Source organism: Candidatus Deferrimicrobiaceae bacterium (assembly GCA_035256765.1).
Classification (GTDB): domain Bacteria; phylum Desulfobacterota; class Deferrimicrobia; order Deferrimicrobiales; family Deferrimicrobiaceae; genus CSP1-8.
The window spans coordinates 1-19,736 of sequence record DATEXR010000142.1 but is presented as its reverse complement, the minus strand read 5'-3'; the positions used below and the strand labels follow the sequence as shown (position 1 = coordinate 19,736).

Below are 19,736 nucleotides of genomic sequence, written 5' to 3'. Positions count from 1 at the left end.
AAGCAGATGGAGGAGCGGATCCGGATCGCCGACCGGCTGGCGGGGGTCGGGGAACTCGCCGCGGGACTCGCCCACGAGATCCGGAATCCCCTGGCCTCCATCACCGGGTCCTCCCAGATGCTTCGCGAGGTCCCCGAGCTGCCCGAGACGTCCCGGACCCTTCTCGGCATCATCGAGAGGGAGAGCACCCGCCTGAACGGACTCATCTCGGATTTTCTCGCGTACGCGGGGCCGGCGATGAAGAACGTGGGGCCCGTGAACATGACCGAAGTGGCAACGGAGATCGTGGAGGCGGTTCGCGCGGGAGAGGCCCGGGAAAAAGACGTGGTCGTGGAGAACCTGGCGACGAGCAGCTTCCGCGTCGAAGGCGACGCGGAGCAACTGAAGCAGGTGCTATGGAACCTCGTCCGCAATGCCGTGCAGGCGACTCCCCGCGGCGGCATCATCACGGTGGACCTCTTTTCCCAGATCCGCCATCGCCAGCGGTACGTGGTCATCACGGTGAGCGACACGGGAAAGGGGATCGAACCCGCCATCATCGGAAAGATCTTCAATCCCTTTTTCACCTCCAAGGCGGAAGGGACAGGCCTGGGCCTGGCCATCTCCCAGCGGATCCTCCACTACCACCGCGGATTCATCGAAGTGCGGTCCGCTCCGGGAACCGGCAGCGTCTTCTCGGTTCTCCTCCCCGAGCGCAGGGAGCCATCCGGTGGCGGCGACCCGACCTCCCGGGGCTGAATCCCCCGTTTCCCGGGTCACGGTCATCGGAGCGGGGCTTGCCGGTTCGGAGGCGTCGCTTGTCCTGTCCGCCTCGGGGACGGCGGTGGACTTGTACGAGATGCGCCCCGCCGTATCCTCTCCCGCCCACCGCACCGGATGGTTCGCCGAGCTGGTCTGCAGCAACTCGCTGGGCGCGGATCGTACGGATTCCGGGAAGGGACTCCTGAAGGCGGAACTCCGGGCCCTCGGGTGCAACCTTCTCCGGGTGGCCGACCGGGTCCGGGTTCCCGCGGGGAAGGCTCTCGCGGTGGACAGGGAGGAGTTCGGACGGTCGGTGACGGAGGCGGTCCGGGGCCGGTCGAACATCCGGGTTGCGGAGGAGGAGGCAAGGACGATCCCGGACGATCCCGTCGTCATCGTCGCCTGCGGCCCGATCCCGTCCGCGGTGATCGCCGGGAGCATCGGCGCGCTGGCCGGCGGGAGCGGCCTCTTCTTCTACGACGCCATCTCCCCGATCGTGGACGCATTCTCCCTCGACATGAGCCGGGGATTCTTCGCCGACCGGTACGGGTCCGGGTCGGGCGATTACCTGAATTTCCCGATGACGCAGGACCAGTACGAGACATTTCTCTCCGCCCTGCTGTCCGCGCGCGTCGTTCCGGCGCGCGAATTCGAGGAGGAGCGGCACTTCGAATCATGCATGCCCGTCGAGGTCCTCGCCCGCCGGGGTCCGGAGACGCTTCTCTTCGGTCCCTTGCGGCCCGTCGGACTGCGGGACCCCCGCACGGGCAAGATTCCGCATGCCGTCGTCCAGCTGCGCAAGGAGAACGAGGCCGGGACGATGTACAACCTCGTCGGATTCCAGACGAAACTCGCCTACCCGGAGCAGGAGAGGGTCTTTTCCCTGATCCCGGGACTTGCCCGCGCGAAGTTCCTCCGGTACGGATCGGTTCACCGGAACACCTTCCTGGACGCCCCCCGGATTCTCCATGCCGGCATGGAGTGCCGGACCCGGCGCGGGCTATTCTTCGCGGGGCAGATCACGGGGGTGGAAGGATACGCGGAGTCGATCGCCTCGGGTTTCGTCGCGGCGGTCTCCGCCATCGCGCGAATCGCAGGGAAAGAGCCCCCCGAATTTCCGGAAGAGTCGATGATCGGCGCGCTGATGAGGCATATCACCACCCCCCGCCAGGGAACCTTCCAGCCGATGAACGCCAACTTCGGCCTTCTCCCTCTTCCCCTCGGCGTCAGGAAGCGGGAGCGGAAGGCGCTGCAGGCGGACCGGGCCCTCTCCTCCATCGGGGAATTTCGTAAAAGATTCTTTGCGTTTAACCCCTTATGTGTTACATAGTTCTTTTCCCTGGAGGGGGAGGAAGGAACGGGCAGGGACGTGGATTCCGCCATCGAGCAATTCTCCCGGTTCCTCCTTTCCGAGAGGAATGCGTCGCCCGAGACGGTCCGGGCCTACCTCCGCGAGGTTTCCGACCTTCGTAATTTCCTTTCGGAATCGGAGAGAGGGATTTTTGCACTCGACGGCCCCGCGTGGTGGAAGTCGGTGGCGGTGGCGGACCTGCGCCGATATCTCGCGGCCCGGTTCCCCGGAAGAAAGGGATCGACCATGGCGAGGAAGATCGCGGCGCTTCGTTCCTTCTTTTCCTTCCTGTTCACGATGGGGGAGGTGCCGGAAAATCCCGCCAGCGGAATAGCAGCCCCCCGGCGGTCGATGCGACTGCCGGAATTTCTTCCGGTGGACGAGATGATGGACCTCCTGCGCTCCCTTCCTGCGGGGGGGGAAGCCGGGAAGCGCGACGTCGCGATTCTCGAGCTTCTCTATTCCTCGGGGCTGCGCGTCGGGGAGCTCGTCTCGCTCCGGAGAATGGACGTTTCGCTGGAGGAGGGGACCGTCCGGGTCCGGGGAAAGGGGCGCAAGGTGAGGGTCGTCCCCGTGGGGGAGAAGGCGCGGAAGGCCCTATTGGGGTACCTGGCCGGAACGGGGAGGGCCGGGCGACGGGGCGAGGAAGCCGATTGGAGGGGCGCGCTCTTCCGGAACCTGCGGGGGGGAGCGCTCTCGGCGCGCAGCGTGGCGCGCATTCTCGAAAAGGCGCTGGAACGGGCAGGGCTTGGCAGGCATCTCTCCCCCCACGGGATCCGACATTCCTTCGCCACGCACCTGCTGGAGTCGGGCGCCGATCTTCGCGCCATCCAGGAAATGCTGGGGCATGCCTCGCTCTCCACGACGCAGCGCTACGCGAGAGTGAACGTGAGCCACCTGGTGAGGGCCTACGAAGAGGCGCACCCGAGGGCGGCGAAGCCGGCCTCCTCCCGAAAGGCGGCGCCTCCCGGGAGAGGGAGGGACAGGTCATGAACGAAAGCCGGGGAACGACGATCATCGCGGTTTCCCGCGGGGGACGGGTGGCGATGGCCGGGGACGGGCAGGTGACGGTGGGGAACACCGTCCTGAAGCACACCGCCCGCAAGATCCGTCGCCTGCACCACGACCGGATCGTGGCGGGGTTTGCGGGCGCCACGGCGGACGCCTTCACGCTTTTCGAGAAGTTCGAGGGCAAGCTGGTGGAGTTCCGGGGAAATCTGCGGCGCTCCGCGGTGGAGCTCGCCAAGGACTGGAGGACGGACAGGATCCTGAGGCGGCTGGACGCCCTCATGGTCGTGACCGACGGGAGAGACCTCATGCTTCTTTCCGGAAGCGGCGACGTCGTCGAGCCGGACGACGGGGTGATCGGTGTGGGGTCCGGCGGCTCGTTCGCCATGGCGGCGGCCCGCGCCATGCTGCTTCACACCGACAAACCCGCGGTGGACATCGCCCGCGAATCGCTTCGCATTGCCTCGGAAATCTGCATCTTTACCAATGCGAACATCGTGGTCGAGGAAGTGGAAGCGCCGTGACATCGGGAGAGCCGGATTTGCCGGGCGGCCACCCGTTGATCCCCCGCGAGATTGTCGCGGAACTGGACCGCTTCATCGTCGGTCAGCAGAAGGCGAAGCGGGCGGTCGCGATTGCCCTGCGGAACCGGTGGAGACGAATGCAGGTCCCCGTGGAGCTCCGGGAGGAGATCGCCCCGAAGAACATCATCATGGTGGGGCCGACCGGAGTGGGGAAAACCGAGATCGCACGGCGCCTCGCTCGGCTGGCCCAGGCCCCGTTCGTCAAGGTGGAGGCCTCCAAGTTCACCGAGGTGGGGTACGTCGGGCGGGACGTGGAGTCGATCATCCGCGATCTCATCGACATCGCCGTCCACATGGTGCGTGCGGAGGAGATGGAGAGGGTGGCGGCGCGGGCTCGGGCGAGCTCCGAGGAACGCCTTCTGGACATCCTTCTTCCCCCCCGGCCGCATCGCCCGGGGGAACCACAGGCCGACCCGGGGGAAGCCGGGAGGGAGTCCAGGGAGCGGCTGCGGGGAATGCTCCAGGAAGGGAAGCTCGCGGACCGGATGGTGGAGATCGAGGTCCGGGAGAGCGCCGTGCCGGCGATCGACTTCGTCGGGATCACGGGAGGAGGAGGGGAGGGGCTCGAGGGGAACCTCCAGGAGATGCTGGGGAACCTCTTCCCCAAGAAGGTCCGCCGGAAACGGATGAGGGTCCCCGAGGCCCTCGCCTTTCTCGAAAAGGAGGAGGCCTCGCGGATGATCGATATGGACCAGGTCAAGGCGTTGGCCGTTCGCCGCACCGAAGAGAGCGGGATCGTCTTCCTGGACGAGATCGACAAGATCGCGGGGCGGGAAAGCGCCGTCGGTCCGGACGTTTCGCGGCAGGGAGTCCAGCGGGACCTGCTGCCGATCGTGGAAGGGTCGAACGTCAACACGAAATACGGGATGGTCCGGACGGATCATATTCTGTTCATCGCCGCCGGGGCGTTCCACATGTCGAAGCCGTCCGATCTCATCCCGGAACTCCAGGGCAGATTCCCCATCCGGGTCGAACTCGACCCCCTCACCCGGGAGGACTTCGTGCGCATCCTGACCGAGCCGCAAGGTTCCCTCACCCGGCAGTACACGGAGTTGCTCGCGACGGAGGGGGTGCGGCTGACCATCACCCCGGAGGCGGTGGACCGGATCGCCGAGATGGCTTGCGAGGTGAACGAGCGAACGGAGAATATCGGGGCGCGCCGGCTCTACACGATCATGGAGAAGCTGCTCGAGGATCTCCTGTTCTCCTCGCCGGAGATCGGCGGGCAGGAGATTACCATCCCGGCGAAGTACGTGGAAGAGAAACTGGCCGGCATCGTCGGGGACGTGGACGTGAGCCGGTATATCCTCTGAGGGGCGGGAAGATGGCGGAGATGCGGGAATACCTGCAGAAGGCCCGGACGCTGATCGAAGCGCTCCCCTACATCCGGGAGTTCAGCGGGCGGACCATTGTCATCAAATACGGCGGGGCGGCGATGGAGGGCGAGGAGAGGATGTCCTCGTTCGCGGAGGACATTGTCCTGCTGCAGTATGTCGGGATCCGCCCGGTCGTCGTCCACGGGGGCGGTCCCCAGATCGACCGGATGCTGAAGAAGCTTTCGATTCCCTTCGAGCGCAAGGAGGGGCTTCGGGTGACTTCCCCCGCCGCGATGGAGGTAGTGGAAATGGTGCTCGGGGGAACGGTGAACAAGCGGATCGTCGCCCTCATCAACCGGTACGGGGGGAAAGCGGTCGGCCTGACGGGAAAGGACGGAGAGCTGATCCGCGCCCGCAAGCATCTCTCTCCCTCCCCCGCGGGGGGCGCCTCCGCGCCCCTGGACCTGGGGCTCGTGGGAGATGTCGTCGAGATTCGCCAGGGGGTGCTTCGTGCGCTCGAGGGGAACGGGTTTGTGCCCGTCATCGCGCCGATCGGGGGAGGGCCGGCGGGAGAGGCGTACAACATCAACGGAGACACCGTTGCCGCCGAGGTGGCCGGAGCGCTCGCGGCGGAGAAACTCATCCTCCTGACCGATGTCCCGGGGGTGATGAACGCCCGGGGCGAACTCGTCTCCACCATGACCGTCGACGAGGCGATGGCCGCGATCCGGGACGGCTCGGTAACCGGCGGCATGATCCCCAAGGTGGAATGCGGGCTGACGGCGCTGGGCAAGGGAGTCCGGAAGGTGCACATCCTCGACGGGCGTGTCCTCCACAGCGTCCTTCTCGAGATCTTCACCGACGCGGGGGTAGGGACGGAAATCACACCTTCGGAACCGGAGGGGCGCGGAGAATGACCTCCGCGGAAATTATCGCCATGACGCAGAAGTACCAGATGGAGAACTATGCGCGTTTCCCCGTCTCCTTCGTCCATGGGGACGGGGCGCGCCTGTTCGACGCCGACGGAAGGGAGTATCTCGACTTCCTGGCGGGGATCGCGGTCGCCCTTCTCGGCCATTCCCATCCCCGGGTTGTCGATGCGGTCTGCGGCCAGGCGAAGGCCCTCACCCATGTTTCCAACCTGTTCCACGTGCCGGTGCAGGCGGAACTGGGCAAACTGCTCTCCGGCGCGGCGGGCGGGGGGAGGGTCTTCTTCTGCAACAGCGGAACCGAGGCGAACGAGGCGGCGATCAAGCTTGCGAGGAAATGGGCCTCCGACGGGGCAAGGAGAGGGGCCTACGAGTTCGTCGTGGTCGAGGGATCGTTCCACGGGCGCACCTACGGGGGGCTGTCCGCCACCGCGCAGCCGAAGTTCCACCGGGGATTCGAGCCGATGCTCCCCGGGTTCCAGACGGTCCCCTTCGGGGAGATTGCCGCCCTCGAGAGGGCCCTGACCGATACCGTCTGCGCGTTTCTCGTGGAGCCGATCCAGGGGGAGTCCGGCGTGAGGGTTCATCCCTCCGGCTACCTGGAACAGGCGTTCCGGCGGTGCCGGGAGCGCGGGATACTCTTCGTGGCCGACGAGATCCAGTCGGGAATGGGGCGCACCGGTACTTTCCTGGCCTGCTCGCAGTCCGGGATCGCCCCGGACATCGCGACCTTCGCCAAGGGGCTCGCCAACGGGCTACCGCTGGGCGCCGTCGTGGCCCGGGAGGAAGTGGCCTCCGCCTTCGGGCCGGGGACGCACGGGAGCACCTTCGGCGGGAACCCGGTCTGCTGCGCCGCGTCGAAGGTGGTGCTCGAGACGGTCCTCGCCCCGGGGTTCCTCGCGGAGGTTTCCCGAAAGGGCGACCTTCTGCGGACGGGTCTTACGGAGATCGCGCGGGGTCGCTCCGACGTGTCGGAAGTCCGGGGAACGGGGCTCATGATCGGGATGGAGATGGAGATCGAGGTGAAAGAGACGGTGGTGCGGTGCCTCGCCGCGGGGCTGGTCGTCGGCACCGCGGGGGAGAAGGTATTGCGGTTTCTCCCGCCGTTGACCATAAGCGACGGGGAGATACGCCGGGGGATCTCCCTGCTGGAGAGATCCCTGCCGCAGGAGGGACGGAAGTGAACAAGGATCTCCTGCGCCTTCTCGACCTGACCGGGCGCGACATCCTCGCCCTCGTCTCGTCCGGCCGGGCCTGGAAGCGGAGATGGGGAAGGGGAAGCGCTTTGCGCCCCCTGGCGGGCAAGTCGCTGGCGATGGTGTTCCAGAAGGCATCCACGAGGACCCGGGTGTCGTTCGAGGTCGGGATGGCCCGGCTGGGGGGGCACGCCCTTTTTCTCTCCCCGGCGGACACGCAGATCGGGCGGGGGGAGCCCGTCCGGGACACCGCACGCGTTCTGTCCCGGTACGCCGACGGGATCATGATCCGGACATTTTCCCATGCCATCGCCGAGGAGATGGCCGCCGCGGCATCCGTTCCCGTGATCAACGGGCTGACGGACGGCCACCACCCTTGCCAGGTTCTCGCCGACCTGATGACCGCCCGGGAGCGGGGCCTTGACCTGCACAGGATGCGGGTCGCCTTTGTGGGGGACGGAAACAACGTGGCGAACTCCTGGGTGGAATCCGCCCATCTCCTGGGGTTCACTCTCCGCGTCGCCTGTCCCAAGGGGTACGAGCCTTCCGCGAAGATCCGCAGGGAGGCGGAAGCGGCCGGGAAGGGGGACGTGCGGGTGCTTCGGGACCCGGTCGAGGCGGCCAGGGGGGCGGACATCCTGTACACCGACGTATGGACGAGCATGGGACAGGAAAAGGAGAAGCGGAAACGCCTCGCGGCGTTCCGGGAGTACCGCATCGACGGAGACCTCCTCCGGGTGGCCGGCAAGAAGGCGATCGTGATGCACTGCCTTCCCGCCCACCGGGGGGAGGAGATTACCGACGAGGTCATCGAGGGGCCCCGGTCGGCCGTGTTCGACGAGGCCGAGAACCGGCTGCACATGCAGATGGCCATCCTGGAGAAATTCATCCCGCATTGACCGGTGGGAGGAGGAAGACGTGGAAAAGGTGAAAAAGGTCGTTCTCGCGTATTCCGGGGGGCTCGACACCTCGGTCATCCTGCGGTGGCTGATCGAGACGTACGGCTGCGAGGTGATCGCCTTCGTGGCGGACCTCGGCCAGGGGGAGGAACTCGCGCCCGTGCGGGCCAAGGCGAAGAAGACCGGGGCCTCGAAAGTGTACGTGGACAACGTCCAGGACGAGTTCGTCCGGGACTTCATCTATCCCGCCCTCATGGCGAACGCGGTCTACGAAGGGTCCTACCTCCTCGGGACCTCGATCGCGCGGCCCCTGATCGCGAAGAAGCAGATCGAGGTGGCCCGCAAGGAGAAGGCGGACGCCGTGTCGCACGGCTCGACGGGGAAGGGGAACGACCAGGTGCGGTTCGAGCTCACCTATTACTCGCTCATGCCGGGCATCCGCGTCATCACCCCGTGGCGGGAGTGGGAGTTTGCCTCGCGGACCGACCTCGTGAATTACGCGAAGAAACACGGCATCCCGACCCCGGTGACGGTGCGGAAGCCGTACTCGAGCGACCGGAACCTCATGCACATCAGCTTCGAGGGGGGGATTCTCGAGGACCCGTCGGCGGAGCCGCCCGAAGACATGTACGTCCTGACCCGGTCTCCCGAGAGGGCGCCGGACAAGCCCGTGTACGTGGAGGTGGATTTCGTCCGGGGGGTTCCCGTGGCGGTGAACGGGAAAAAGAGGGGACCGGTGAAGCTCCTCGCGCATCTCAACGGACTGGGGGGAATCCACGGGATCGGCCGCGTGGACCTGGTGGAGAACCGGTACGTGGGGATCAAGTCCCGCGGGGTATACGAGACCCCCGGGGCGACCATTCTCCATGTCGCGCACCGGGCCGTCGAATCGATCACCCTCGACCGGGAGGTGATGCATTTCCGGGACTCGCTGATCCCCAAGTACGCCGAGCTCATCTACTACGGGTACTGGTACTCGCCGGAAATGGAGCTGCTCAAGGGGATGGTGGAGAAGACGCAGGAGAACGTGACCGGCACCGCCCGCCTCAAGCTGTACAAGGGGAACTGCATCGTCGCGGGACGGAAAAGCCCCGTGTCGCTCTACCGGACCGATTTCGCCACCTTCGAGAAGGAAACGGTGTTCAACCAGCGCGACGCGGAGGGGTTCGTGAAGATCAACGCGCTCCGGCTCAAGATCCGGGCGATGCTCCGGAACAGGAACCGCTGACATGGCGAAAAAGAAGAAAGCGTGGAGCGGCAGGTTCGACGGGCAGGTCGACTCGTTCGTCGAGGAGTTCACGGCTTCGATCCCCTACGACGTTCTCCTCTACCGGCACGACATCGAGGGGAGCATCGCGCATGTGCGGATGCTCGGGAAACAGAAGATCATCCCGCAGGGGGAAGCCCACAGGATCGCAACCGCCCTGAAGGCCATCCGGGAGGAGATCGAGACGGGGAAGATCTCGTTCGACCTTTCCCAGGAGGACATTCACATGGCGGTGGAGCAGGTCCTGACCCGGCGGCTGGGGGAGATCGGGGGGAAGCTCCACACCGCGAGAAGCCGAAACGACCAGGTGGCCCTGGACCTGCGGCTGTACCTGCGCGATTCGATCGACGACATCATCCTGCTGATGAACAAGGCCAAGGAATCGATCCGTTCGCGCGCGGAGGAGTACTTCGGGGTCGTCATGCCCGGATACACGCACATGCAGAGGGCCCAGCCGGTCCTGTTTTCCCATCACTTGCTCGCCTACCACGAGATGTTCTCGCGGGACCAGGAGCGGTTCCGGGACGCCCGACGGCGGACAAACGTTTCCCCTCTCGGGGCGGGCGCTCTCTCCGGGACCACCTTCCCGGTCGACCGGGAGTTCGTCGCGCGGGAACTCGGGATGGAGGGGGTGTGCGAGAACAGCATCGACGCCGTGTCCGACCGCGATTTCGCGGCGGACTTTCTCTACGCCTGCGCGGTGACCATGATGCATCTCTCGCGCCTCTCGGAGGAGATGGTCTACTGGTCCTCCTCCGAGTTCGGCTTCCTCTCCCTGCCCGACGCGCTGTGCACGGGAAGCAGCATCATGCCGCAGAAGAAGAACCCGGACATGCCCGAACTCATCCGGGGAAAGGCGGGCCGGGCGTACGGAAATCTCGTGAATCTGCTCACCGTGATGAAGGGACTTCCCCTTGCCTACAACCGCGACATGCAGGAGGACAAGGAACCGGTGTTCGATTCGGCGCGGGCGGTCAAGCAGTCCCTCATCGGCGCGACCCTTCTTCTCCGGGGGATGACGGTGCACGAGGAGCGGATGCGGGCGGCCTGCGACGACGGGTTCCTCACGGCCACGGACCTCGCCGACTACCTCGCCCGGAAAGGGATCCCGTTCCGGAAAGCCCACGAGATCACCGGGAAGATCGTCCGCCACTGCGAGAAGGCGGGGAAGCGGCTCAAGGATCTGAGTCTCAAGGAGTTCCGCTCCTTCTCCCTCAAGATCGGGGAGGACGTGCGCGATTTCGTGTCCCTCACGAATTCCGTCCGGATGCGCAACGTCCGCGGCGGGACCGGGCCCAGGAGAGTGAAAAGCCGCCTGGAGGGGCTGAAGAAACCATGATCGGCCGGAACGGGGTCGTCCGGGCCCGATTCGCTCTTGCCCTGCTTCTCATCGCCGTATGCCTTCTGCCCGCGTGCGGGCGAAAGGCGAAGCCGCAGCCCCTCTGGGGGCAGACGGCACCCGGGCAAACCCGTTTCGTGACGAGGTGACCGATGCACCATTTCGCAACGAAGAGAGGGGAGATGGTCTGCGAGGGGGTCCCCCTGCGGCGAATCGCGGAGGCCGTGGGAACGCCTGTCTATGTGTACAGCCACGCGACCCTCTCTCACCACTACCGCGTGTTCGACCGGGCGTTCGCCGGAATCCCGCACATCATCTGCTACTCCATGAAGGCGAACCCGAACGGTTCCATCATCCGGACGTTCACGAACCTCGGGAGCGGCGTGGACATCGTCTCCGGCGGGGAACTCTCCCGCGCCTTCGCGGCGGGGGCGCCTCCCGCGAAGATCGTATACTCCGGCGTCGGGAAGATGGAGGGGGAGATCGAGGAGGCCCTGCGCAAGGGGATTCTGATGTTCAACGTCGAGTCCCGGCAGGAGCTGGAGACGATCGACGCCATCGCCCGGAGGATGCGGAGGAAGGCGCCCATCGCCCTCCGCGTGAACCCGGACGTGGACCCGAAGACCCATCCGTACATCTCCACGGGGCTGAAGAAGAACAAGTTCGGCATCCACATCGAGCAGGCGATGCGGGATTACGAGTGGGCGGCGAGACGCCGGCACATCGAGGTCGTCGGCGTGGACTGCCACATCGGCTCCCAGCTGACCGAGATATCCCCCTTCCTGGACGCCGCCGGCAGGGTCCGTGCGCTGGTCGACCGTCTGCTTCGCAAGGGGCTTTCCATTCGCTATGTCGATATCGGGGGGGGGCTGGGGATCACCTACGAAGACGAGATTCCGCCGGATCCGCAGCAATACGCGGCCGCCATCGCGGGCGCATTCCGGGGACTTCCCGTCACGATCATCCTCGAGCCGGGTCGGGTGCTCGTGGGGAACGCGGGGATTCTGCTCACCCGGATGCTCTACACCAAGCCGTCGCAGGCGGCGGGGGGGAAGGGAAAGAAGGAGTTCTTCATCGTCGACGCGGCGATGAACGACCTCGCCCGCCCATCGCTTTACGGCTCCTACCACGCCATCCTCCCCGTCCGGAAACGTACGAGGAAGAGAGTGGTGGCCGACGTGGTGGGTCCGATCTGCGAATCGGGGGATTTCCTCGCGAGGGACCGGGAACTCCCCGCCTTTGCGACGGGCGACCTCGTCGCGGTCATGAGCGCCGGCGCCTACGGCTTCTCGATGTCCTCGACCTACAACTCGCGCCCCCGCGCCGCGGAAGTCATGGTGTGCGGATCGCGGTTCGAGGTGGTACGGGAGCGGGAAACCGTCCGGGACCTGACCCGGGGGGAACGGACCGCGTCGTTCCTCACCCGGCCGGGGAGAAAGGCGTAGAGCTTTGGCTCCGGGTGGGAGACGATCGGCGGAATTGGAATGCATCGGGGCAATCTGCTACCATAACGGAACATTTTCCGGGGCGGAGCGGACGTGAAGAAGCAAATTTCCTTTTCCAAACTGAACGGCAGCGGAAACGACTTCCTTCTGATCGACAACCGGAACGGCGTGATGAAGGGGATCGACCTTCCGGCGTTCGCCGGGAAGGTGTGCGACCGCTCCCGGTCGATCGGGGCCGACGGGATCATCTTCCTGGGGCGGTCCCGCCGCGCCGATTTCCGGTGGAAGTTCTTCAATGCGGACGGGTCCGCAGCGGAGATGTGCGGAAACGGGGGACGGTGCGCGGCCCGGTTCGCTTCCGAGCGCGGGATCGCCGGCAAATCGATGGCATTCGAAACCCTGGCGGGGCTCATTCACGCCGAGGTCTCGGACCGCCGCGTCAAGCTCCAGATGCCCCCTCCCCGCGGGCTTGCGATCGACAGGACGCTCACGCTTCGCGGGAGGAAGATCCGGTACTCCTTTCTCAATACGGGAGTGCCGCACGTCGTGTTGTTCGTTCCCGCGGTCGGGAAGATCGATCTGGTCGGGGTGGGGCGGGGGATCCGCACGCACCGCGCATTCGCGCCGCGGGGGACCAACGTGAATTTCGCGCAGGTGCGCGGCGGCGCGGTCCGGGTCCGCACCTACGAGCGGGGGGTGGAGGGGGAAACGCTCGCTTGCGGGACGGGCGCGGTGGCCTGCGGGGTCCTCGCCGCCGTTCACGGTTTCGTCCGTCCTCCGGTGACCGTCCGCACAAGGGGAGGGGAGAAGCTGGTCATCCACTTCGACATGGGGAACCAGGGGTTCGGGCAGGTTTTCCTGGAAGGGGACACCTCGTGGTCGTGCGACGGGGTGATCAACGAGGAAGCGTACCGTTACTGAAGGGGGGAGGAGACGATGTTTCACGGGGCCATTGTCGCGACGGTCACGCCGTTCCGGAACGGGAAGCTGGACAGGAATGCCCTGAAGAGGCTGGTGAAATTCCAGATCGATAGCGGCACGGACGGCATCGTCCCCTGCGGGACGACCGGAGAGTCGGCAACGCTCTCCTTCGACGAGCACGAGCGCGTCATCGACACCGTGCTCGAAGCGGTGGGCGGCCGCGTCCCGGTGATCGCCGGTACCGGATCCAACAACACGAAGGAGGCGATCGTCCTCACCCGGTATGCGAAGCGGGCGGGGGCCAGCGCGGCGCTCGTCATCACCCCGTACTACAACAAGCCGACGCAGGAAGGACTCCTGCGGCACTTTCGCGCCATCGCCGAATCGGTCGACATCCCGATCATCCTGTACAACGTGCCGGGAAGGACCGGGGTGAACATGGCGGCGTCCACCGTGGCCCGGCTGGCCGAGGTCCCGACCATCGTGGGGGTGAAGGAGGCCTCCGGCAACCTGGGCCAGGTGTGCGACATCATCCGGATGACCCCGAAGAAGTTCTGCGTTCTCTCCGGAGACGACGCCCTGTTCTTCCCGATGATGGCGCTGGGAGCGAAGGGGGTGATCTCCGTGACGTCGAACGTCGCCCCCCGGCAGATGGCGGAGTTGTACGATACCTACGTCATCGGCGAGATCTCCCGCGCGAGGGACATCCATTACCAGCTTTGGCCTCTGTTCAACGCTCTGTTCCTCGAGTCCAATCCGATCCCCGCGAAGACGGCCCTGGCCATGATGAGGAAGATCCACGAGGAATTCCGGCTCCCCCTCTCCCCGATGGCGGAGGCGAACCGGAAGGCGCTCGCCAAGGTCCTTTCCGAACTGAAACTCGTCTGACGGCCCCGGGGGAAAACATGGCGAAGGTGGTCGTGTGCGGGGCGATGGGCAGGATGGGCAGGGCGATTCTGGGGGTCCTCAAGGACCGACCGCAGGGGTTGGTCCTCTCCGGCGCGGTGGAAACGCCGGGTCACCCGCTGCTGGGACAGGACGCTTTCGAGGCCGCAGGGGTGGGAAAGGCGGGCGTTCCCGTCACGAGCGATTTTCCCTCGTCGATCGGCCGCGCGGACGTGGCGATCGACTTCACCCACGCGGCATCGTCCGTCGCGCATGCGAGAGAAGCCGCCGCCGCCGGGAAGCCGATCGTGATCGGGAGCACCGGTTTGACGAAGGAGCAGGAGGGGGAGATCCGGGTTTCGGCGGAAACGATCGCATGCGTCCTGTCCCCCAACATGAGCGTGGGGGTGAACCTGATGTTCCGGGTGGCGGCCGACGTCGCCCGCGTGCTCGGGGACGACTACGACGTCGAGATCGTCGAGGCCCATCACCGGTTCAAGAAAGACTCACCCTCGGGGACGGCGGTCAAGATCGCCGACGTGGTGGCCGGCGCGCTGGGCAGGGACATGAAGGAGGTGGGCGTGTACGGCCGGCAGGGAATGGTCGGGGAGCGCTCCCGGAAGGAGATCGGGGTATTCGCGGTCCGGGCGGGAGACGTCGTGGGCGAACACACCCTCGTGTTCGGCGGGATCGGGGAAAGGTTCGAGATCACCCACCGGGCCCACAGTCGGGACACGTTCGCGCGGGGCGCGGTGAGGGCCGCCTCGTGGGTGATCGGGAAACCGGCCGGCCTCTACGACATGCTTGCGGTATTGGGGGTGTGACCCCATGAAGATCGCGCGGTTCGAGTATCGTGGAAACGTTGCGTACGGGTCCGTCGATCCCGGGAAGGGAGAGATCCGGGAACTTGACGGGCCTCCGTTCGAGGGGATCCGCCCGACGGGCGCCCCGAGGCCCCTGGCCGATGTCCGACTTCTCGCGCCCGTGGTTCCCTCCAAGATCGTCGCCATAGGGCTGATCTACAAGGACCACGCGCGGGAGATGGGGAAGGCGATCCCCGAAGAACCGCTCATCTTCCTCAAAGCCCCGTCCGCGCTCAACCACCCCGGCGGCGATGTGGTGTACCCGCGTGCCTCCCGGCGGGTCGATCACGAGGCGGAACTGGCCGTCGTCATCGGGAGGAAGGCGAAGGACGTTTCGGAGCGGGAGGCGCGGTCGGTGATCCTGGGGTACACCTGCTTCAACGACGTGACCGCTCGGGACCTCCAGGCGAAGGACGTGCAGTACGCGCGGGCGAAGGGGTTCGACACCTTCGCGCCGGTCGGCCCCTGGATCGAGACCGACCTGGACCCGTCCGCCCTGTCGATCCGCTGTCTCGTGAACGGCCAGGCGAGGCAGGACAGCAACACGCGGGAGTTGGGCAAATCGGTGTTCGCGCTGGTGGAGCACATATCCCACGTCATGACCCTGTACCCAGGCGACATCATCGCGACCGGCACCCCTCCGGGGGTCGGCCCCGTGAAGCCAGGAGACGTCATGACCGTCGAGATCGAGGGGATCGGGTCCCTGACCAACCGGGTCGTAGCGGCGTAACAAACCAGTCTTCGAGGAGATCCCGCCGACATGAGCCGTTTTCCGCTTTCCGCCCGCATCCGGGCGCTTCCCCCGTACCTGTTCGCCGAACTCGACCGGAAAAAGCACGAGGTCCGGGCCCGTGGCGTGGACATCATCGACCTGGGGGTGGGTGACCCGGACCGCCCGACGCCGAAATTCATCGTGAACCGGCTGAAACGGGAGGCGGAGATTCCGGCCAACCACCAGTACCCGTCCTATGAAGGGCTTCCGCAGTTCCGGGCAGCCGTGGCGGAATGGTACCGGCGGCGATTCGGCGTGTCCCTCGATTCCCCCTCCGAGGTGGTCGCGCTCATCGGGTCGAAGGAGGGGATCGCCCATTTCCCGCTGGCGTTCGTGAACCCGGGCGATACGGTCCTGGTGCCGGACCCGGGGTATCCCGTCTACCACATCGCCACGATGTTCGCCGGCGGGAGATCGCACTTCCTGCCGCTGCGGCGCGAGAACGCCTTTTTACCCGACTTCGGTGCGATCCCGCGTTCCGTCCTTGCGAAGGCGAAGATCCTGTTCCTGAATTATCCGAACAACCCGACGTCGGCGGTAGCCGACCGGAAGTTCTACCGGACCGTGCTCGGGCTTGCCGAGGAGCACGACCTGATCGTGGCGCACGACGTGGCGTACACCGAGATCTATTTCGACGGGAAGAGGCCGATGAGCATCCTCGAACTTCCCGGGGCGAAGAAACGATGTATCGAGTTTCACTCCCTGTCCAAGACCTACAACATGACGGGTTGGCGGATCGGGTTCGCCGTAGGAAACGCCGAGCTCGTGGCGGGCATCGGAAAGGTAAAGACCAACGTGGACAGCGGGGTGTTCCAGGCGGTGCAGGGCGCGGGGATCGCCGCCCTGGAAAGCGGCGACGAGGTCACAGATGCCATACGGAAGACCTACCAGGACCGTCGTGACGTCCTCGTGCCGGGACTTCGAAGGCTCGGCCTGGACCCCGTCGAACCCTTGGCCACGTTCTATGTGTGGATCCCCGTTCCGAAGGGGTATACGTCTGCCTCCTGTTCCGCGCACCTGCTGGAGAGGGCCGGCATCGTCACCACCCCCGGAAACGGGTTCGGAAAAGGCGGGGAGGGATACATCCGGATCGCCCTGACGAAGGAGAAAGGGAAGCTTCGGGAGGCCCTTTCCCGGATGAGGAAGGTGGGATTCTAGTGCAGGGTCACGGAAACGGCGTGACGCAACGATCCGCCACCGGCATGGCCCGGGACAGACGGGCGTTCCGCGCACTGGCTCGCGGGGGGCTTCCTCGCCGCTACGCTCGCGACCTTGCGCCCGCTCGCTGCCGGTTCCGCTCGACGCAAATTCTGCCTCGCTCCACAGGCCGCGGCGAGGAACCCCCCGCTTCGCCCTGTGCGCGGAGACGGATTCGACTGTCGAGGTATCTGCGAGACGCGGCATCGGGTCCTCCGGGCCGGGGACGGATCGCTTGAAGGAAGAGGTCGTCCTGCTGCTCGGGAGCAATATGGGCCGCCGGGTCCGGCGGCTTCGGGACGGTGTCGCAGCGCTCGCCGGCGAGGTGAAGATCAGGAGGATATCCCGGATCTACGCGGGGGAACCGAGCGGTAGGGCGAACCAGCCGTGGTATCTGAATATCGCGGTCCGGGGGGAGACCGACCTTGCCCCGGAAGCCCTTCTTCATTTCGTCAAGGGAATCGAGGTGGAGGCGGGCCGAAAGGCGGGGGCCCGCTTCGGGCCCCGGGAGCTCGACATCGACATCATCCTGATGGGGAACCGCTTGGTTCGCGAGCCGCACCTTGCGATCCCCCACCCGAAGATGCCCGTTCGACGGTTCTGCCTGGCTCCCGTGGCCGAAATCGCGCCGGAGATTTCCGTTCCTCCGGGAGGGGAGACGGTGAGGGAACTTCTTACGGCGTGCCGGGATCCGCTGGAGGTGAGTCCGATATGAAATGGCGCAGCATAGGAAAGATGGCGATCACGGGCGCGATACTGCTGTCCCTCCTCTCGGCGGCCGGTTGCCGCAAGAAGGAACCCCCCCGGGGGACGGGGGGCGATATGGTCAACCTGAACGCCCTGAACGAGATCGAGAACTACCGGGAGATCCTCCGGAAGGATCCGAACAATCTCCAGGCCCTCATCAACACCGGAAACCTCTATTACGACACCGGGCAGGATCTGCTGGCGATCGAGCACTACCAGCGCGCGCTTGCCATCGACCCGCGCAACGTGAACGTCAGAACCGACATGGCCGTCTGCTACCGGCGGAGTGGGAATCCCGACAAAGCGATCGAGGAGTTGAAGAAGGTGATCTCCACGGACCCCAGACACTCGCAGTCCCGATACAACCTGGGTGTCATCCTGATCCACGACAAGAAAGACATCGAGGGCGGCGCCAAGGCGTGGGAGGGGCTTCTGGAAAACGTCCCCGACTACCCGTATCGAGATTCCCTGAAGGCGGAGATCGCCAAGATGCGCGCCACGGTCGATTCGATGAAGCCCAAAGCGAGGTGAATCCGATTTTATTTTGGGTAATGTCCCCGAGGTAAAGGGAAAAAGCGCAATCCGTTCCCGGACTTTTCCCAATCGACCATTCCTCATTTACCATCGGAATAGAAACAGGGTATATTATTTATTGACAGTATCGGGGACAAAGAATATATGTAACAGTGTTTTGTTATTCCGGTTTCGAATCGGCACATGGGAGGGAACATGGTACGGCGCGACAAGTCGAATTACATCATCCAGTCGGTCTCCCACGCCCTCGATGTGCTCGAGGAATTCCATGGGGATTCGGACGAACTCGGCGTCACCGAACTGAGCAAGAAGCTTAAACTCCATAAAAACAATGTGTTTCGCATTCTCGCGACACTGCAGTCCCGAAGCTACATCGAGCAGAACAAGGCGAACGAGAACTACCGCTTGGGGGTCCGGTGCCTCGAACTGGGGCAGACCTTCATCCACCAGAGGGGGATGCTGAAGCAGGCCAAGCCGGCCCTCCAGGAACTCGCCGAGAAGACGGGGGAGACGAGTTACGTTTCGATCATGCGGGAAAACGAGGTCGTGTACCTCGACTCGGTCGAGCCGGAGATCACGGTCCGCGTCGTTTCCCGCCTCGGGCTCCACATGCCGATCCATGCCACCGCCGCCGGAAAGGCGCTGGTGGCCTTCGAATCCGAGGAGGACCTTCGCAAGCGGTTCGGCGGGGAACTGAAGGGATACACCGGGAATACCTTCCGGACCATCGATGAACTCCTCCGCGACCTCGAGGTGGTGCGCGAGAGGGGATATGCAACCGATCTCGAGGAGTTCGAGGAAGGGCTCCGGTGCATCGCCTCCCCGATCCGGGATTACACCCGGAAGGTGATCGGAGCCCTAAGCGTCTCCGGTCCGGCGCATCGCCTGACGGACGAAAAGATCCAGACGACGTTCAGCGGCGAAGTGGTCCGGCTGGGCCGGGAGCTCTCGACCCGGCTCGGTTTCCGGGAGTAGCAGCAAGAGACAACCGCTCCCCATCCGGGGCCAAATCGCTCCCGGATTCTCTTGACACACCCCCCGTCCAATGGTACTCGTAGAAATGAATGACGATTCATTCAAGGGGGGTGTGATGGCAAGACGGGGTCCCCGCGGAGGAGGACCGGCGAAGCGGGATCGTATCCTCCAGGCAGCGGTTAAGATATTCTCCCAAAAGGGGTTTTTCAACTCCAAGGTGTCCGACATTGCCCAGTCGGCGGGCGTGGCGGATGGGACGATCTATCTCTATTTCAAGAACAAGGACGATCTCCTCATTTCGCTGTTCGAGGAGAAGATGGCCGAGGTCGTCGCGGATGCCAGAGCGCGAATCGCCGCGGGGGACGATGCTCTCTCGCGCCTGAGGATCTTCATCGAGAATCACATGGGTCTTCTCCTCCGGGAAGCGGGGCTGATCGAAGTTCTCCAGGTGGAACTGCGCCAGAGCAACAAGTTCATGAAGGATTACGTTCCCGTGAAATTCCTCGAGTATCTCGACGTGATCAGCGAGATTCTCGAGCTGGGGAAAAGGGAGGGGACGTTTCGGCAGGACCTGAATGTGACGGTGGCCCGACGGGCGGTGTTCGGCGCCCTCGACGAGATGGCGCTCGCCTACGTTCTGTCCCGCAAACGGAAATACGATCCTGCCGAAGCAGCGTCCGAAATTTACCGCATCTTCGCGGAAGGGTTATGCATGAAAGCGAAGGACAGGGAGGCCAGGACATGATCGGATTCGATTTGACCCAGGA

Annotated in this window: 21 protein-coding genes; all 21 read left to right on the top strand. The window is 65.1% G+C overall.

The features are described from left to right. The coding region (locus VJ307_05000; protein HJX73496.1) for an ATP-binding protein at window positions 1-738 on the top strand (738 nt) is incomplete at its 5' end. Next, complete coding sequence (gene trmFO / locus VJ307_04995; protein HJX73495.1) at window positions 710-2,071, top strand: methylenetetrahydrofolate--tRNA-(uracil(54)-C(5))-methyltransferase (FADH(2)-oxidizing) TrmFO; 1,362 nt, start codon at window positions 710-712, stop codon at window positions 2,069-2,071. The genes VJ307_05000 and trmFO, both read left to right, overlap by 29 nt. Window positions 2,072-2,110: 39 nt before the next feature. After that, entirely contained in the window at window positions 2,111-3,085 is a 975-nt protein-coding gene (locus VJ307_04990; GenBank protein ID HJX73494.1) for a tyrosine recombinase XerC, read from the top strand. Beyond that, on the top strand, window positions 3,082-3,624 hold the full coding sequence (gene hslV, locus VJ307_04985) for an ATP-dependent protease subunit HslV (GenBank protein ID HJX73493.1): 543 nt from the start codon (window positions 3,082-3,084) through the stop codon (window positions 3,622-3,624). The genes VJ307_04990 and hslV overlap by 4 nt, the downstream gene beginning before the upstream one ends. Further along, window positions 3,621-4,997, top strand: coding sequence for an ATP-dependent protease ATPase subunit HslU (gene hslU, locus VJ307_04980; protein HJX73492.1), 1,377 nt, complete (start codon window positions 3,621-3,623; stop codon window positions 4,995-4,997). The genes hslV and hslU overlap by 4 nt, the downstream gene beginning before the upstream one ends. Window positions 4,998-5,008: 11 nt before the next feature. Next, entirely contained in the window at window positions 5,009-5,917 is a 909-nt protein-coding gene (argB, locus tag VJ307_04975; protein ID HJX73491.1) for an acetylglutamate kinase, read from the top strand. Continuing rightward, the gene (locus VJ307_04970) at window positions 5,914-7,113 is read left to right on the top strand and encodes an aspartate aminotransferase family protein (GenBank protein HJX73490.1); all 1,200 of its coding nucleotides are present in this window, start codon (window positions 5,914-5,916) and stop codon (window positions 7,111-7,113) included. Before argB ends, VJ307_04970 begins: the two co-directional genes overlap by 4 nt. Beyond that, window positions 7,110-8,024, top strand: a complete 915-nt coding sequence (argF, locus tag VJ307_04965; protein HJX73489.1) for an ornithine carbamoyltransferase — start codon at window positions 7,110-7,112, stop codon at window positions 8,022-8,024. Before VJ307_04970 ends, argF begins: the two co-directional genes overlap by 4 nt. A 19-nt stretch (window positions 8,025-8,043) precedes the next feature. After that, window positions 8,044-9,252, top strand: coding sequence for an argininosuccinate synthase (locus VJ307_04960; protein HJX73488.1), 1,209 nt, complete (start codon window positions 8,044-8,046; stop codon window positions 9,250-9,252). 1 nt (window position 9,253) lies between these two features. Beyond that, window positions 9,254-10,630, top strand: a complete 1,377-nt coding sequence (argH, locus tag VJ307_04955; GenBank protein HJX73487.1) for an argininosuccinate lyase — start codon at window positions 9,254-9,256, stop codon at window positions 10,628-10,630. Continuing rightward, a complete protein-coding gene (locus tag VJ307_04950) occupies window positions 10,627-10,779 on the top strand; it encodes a hypothetical protein (GenBank protein HJX73486.1) in 153 nt (50 codons plus the stop codon). The genes argH and VJ307_04950 overlap by 4 nt, the downstream gene beginning before the upstream one ends. A 3-nt stretch (window positions 10,780-10,782) precedes the next feature. Next, on the top strand, window positions 10,783-12,075 hold the full coding sequence (gene lysA / locus VJ307_04945; protein ID HJX73485.1) for a diaminopimelate decarboxylase: 1,293 nt from the start codon (window positions 10,783-10,785) through the stop codon (window positions 12,073-12,075). Between the two features lie 93 nt (window positions 12,076-12,168). Beyond that, window positions 12,169-12,996 (top strand): diaminopimelate epimerase, encoded by an 828-nt coding sequence (gene dapF / locus VJ307_04940; GenBank protein HJX73484.1) that lies wholly within the window; start codon window positions 12,169-12,171, stop codon window positions 12,994-12,996. Window positions 12,997-13,011: 15 nt separating this feature from the next. Next, a complete protein-coding gene (gene dapA, locus VJ307_04935) occupies window positions 13,012-13,884 on the top strand; it encodes a 4-hydroxy-tetrahydrodipicolinate synthase (protein ID HJX73483.1) in 873 nt (290 codons plus the stop codon). Window positions 13,885-13,901: 17 nt separating this feature from the next. Beyond that, a complete protein-coding gene (dapB, locus tag VJ307_04930) occupies window positions 13,902-14,705 on the top strand; it encodes a 4-hydroxy-tetrahydrodipicolinate reductase (GenBank protein ID HJX73482.1) in 804 nt (267 codons plus the stop codon). Window positions 14,706-14,709: 4 nt separating this feature from the next. Continuing rightward, complete coding sequence (locus tag VJ307_04925; GenBank protein ID HJX73481.1) at window positions 14,710-15,474, top strand: fumarylacetoacetate hydrolase family protein; 765 nt, start codon at window positions 14,710-14,712, stop codon at window positions 15,472-15,474. A gap of 30 nt (window positions 15,475-15,504) precedes the next feature. Then, complete coding sequence (locus tag VJ307_04920) at window positions 15,505-16,674, top strand: LL-diaminopimelate aminotransferase (GenBank protein HJX73480.1); 1,170 nt, start codon at window positions 15,505-15,507, stop codon at window positions 16,672-16,674. A gap of 274 nt (window positions 16,675-16,948) precedes the next feature. Further along, a complete protein-coding gene (folK, locus tag VJ307_04915) occupies window positions 16,949-17,428 on the top strand; it encodes a 2-amino-4-hydroxy-6-hydroxymethyldihydropteridine diphosphokinase (GenBank protein HJX73479.1) in 480 nt (159 codons plus the stop codon). A 20-nt stretch (window positions 17,429-17,448) separates the two neighbouring features. Beyond that, the gene (locus VJ307_04910; GenBank protein HJX73478.1) at window positions 17,449-17,991 is read left to right on the top strand and encodes a tetratricopeptide repeat protein; all 543 of its coding nucleotides are present in this window, start codon (window positions 17,449-17,451) and stop codon (window positions 17,989-17,991) included. Window positions 17,992-18,189: 198 nt separating this feature from the next. Beyond that, a complete protein-coding gene (locus tag VJ307_04905) occupies window positions 18,190-18,969 on the top strand; it encodes an IclR family transcriptional regulator (protein HJX73477.1) in 780 nt (259 codons plus the stop codon). A gap of 70 nt (window positions 18,970-19,039) precedes the next feature. Next, window positions 19,040-19,714, top strand: a complete 675-nt coding sequence (locus VJ307_04900) for a TetR/AcrR family transcriptional regulator (GenBank protein ID HJX73476.1) — start codon at window positions 19,040-19,042, stop codon at window positions 19,712-19,714. The last annotated feature ends 22 nt before the right edge of the window (window positions 19,715-19,736 follow it).

Excerpts from the sequence above, each read along its gene's own strand:
- VJ307_04920 (HJX73480.1), top strand. The coding sequence starts at position 15,505 with ATGAGCCGTTTTCCGCTTTCCGCCCGCATCCGGGCGCTTCCCCCGTAC.
- VJ307_04910 (HJX73478.1), top strand. The coding sequence starts at position 17,449 with ATGGCGATCACGGGCGCGATACTGCTGTCCCTCCTCTCGGCGGCCGGT.
- VJ307_04950 (HJX73486.1), top strand. The coding sequence starts at position 10,627 with ATGATCGGCCGGAACGGGGTCGTCCGGGCCCGATTCGCTCTTGCCCTG.
- hslV (HJX73493.1), top strand. The coding sequence starts at position 3,082 with ATGAACGAAAGCCGGGGAACGACGATCATCGCGGTTTCCCGCGGGGGA.
- argB (HJX73491.1), top strand. The coding sequence starts at position 5,009 with ATGGCGGAGATGCGGGAATACCTGCAGAAGGCCCGGACGCTGATCGAA.
- VJ307_04970 (HJX73490.1), top strand. The coding sequence starts at position 5,914 with ATGACCTCCGCGGAAATTATCGCCATGACGCAGAAGTACCAGATGGAG.
- lysA (HJX73485.1), top strand. The coding sequence starts at position 10,783 with ATGCACCATTTCGCAACGAAGAGAGGGGAGATGGTCTGCGAGGGGGTC.
- argH (HJX73487.1), top strand. The coding sequence starts at position 9,254 with ATGGCGAAAAAGAAGAAAGCGTGGAGCGGCAGGTTCGACGGGCAGGTC.
- VJ307_04925 (HJX73481.1), top strand. The coding sequence starts at position 14,710 with ATGAAGATCGCGCGGTTCGAGTATCGTGGAAACGTTGCGTACGGGTCC.
- VJ307_04900 (HJX73476.1), top strand. The coding sequence starts at position 19,040 with ATGGTACTCGTAGAAATGAATGACGATTCATTCAAGGGGGGTGTGATG.
- VJ307_04905 (HJX73477.1), top strand. The coding sequence starts at position 18,190 with ATGGTACGGCGCGACAAGTCGAATTACATCATCCAGTCGGTCTCCCAC.
- dapB (HJX73482.1), top strand. The coding sequence starts at position 13,902 with ATGGCGAAGGTGGTCGTGTGCGGGGCGATGGGCAGGATGGGCAGGGCG.
- dapA (HJX73483.1), top strand. The coding sequence starts at position 13,012 with ATGTTTCACGGGGCCATTGTCGCGACGGTCACGCCGTTCCGGAACGGG.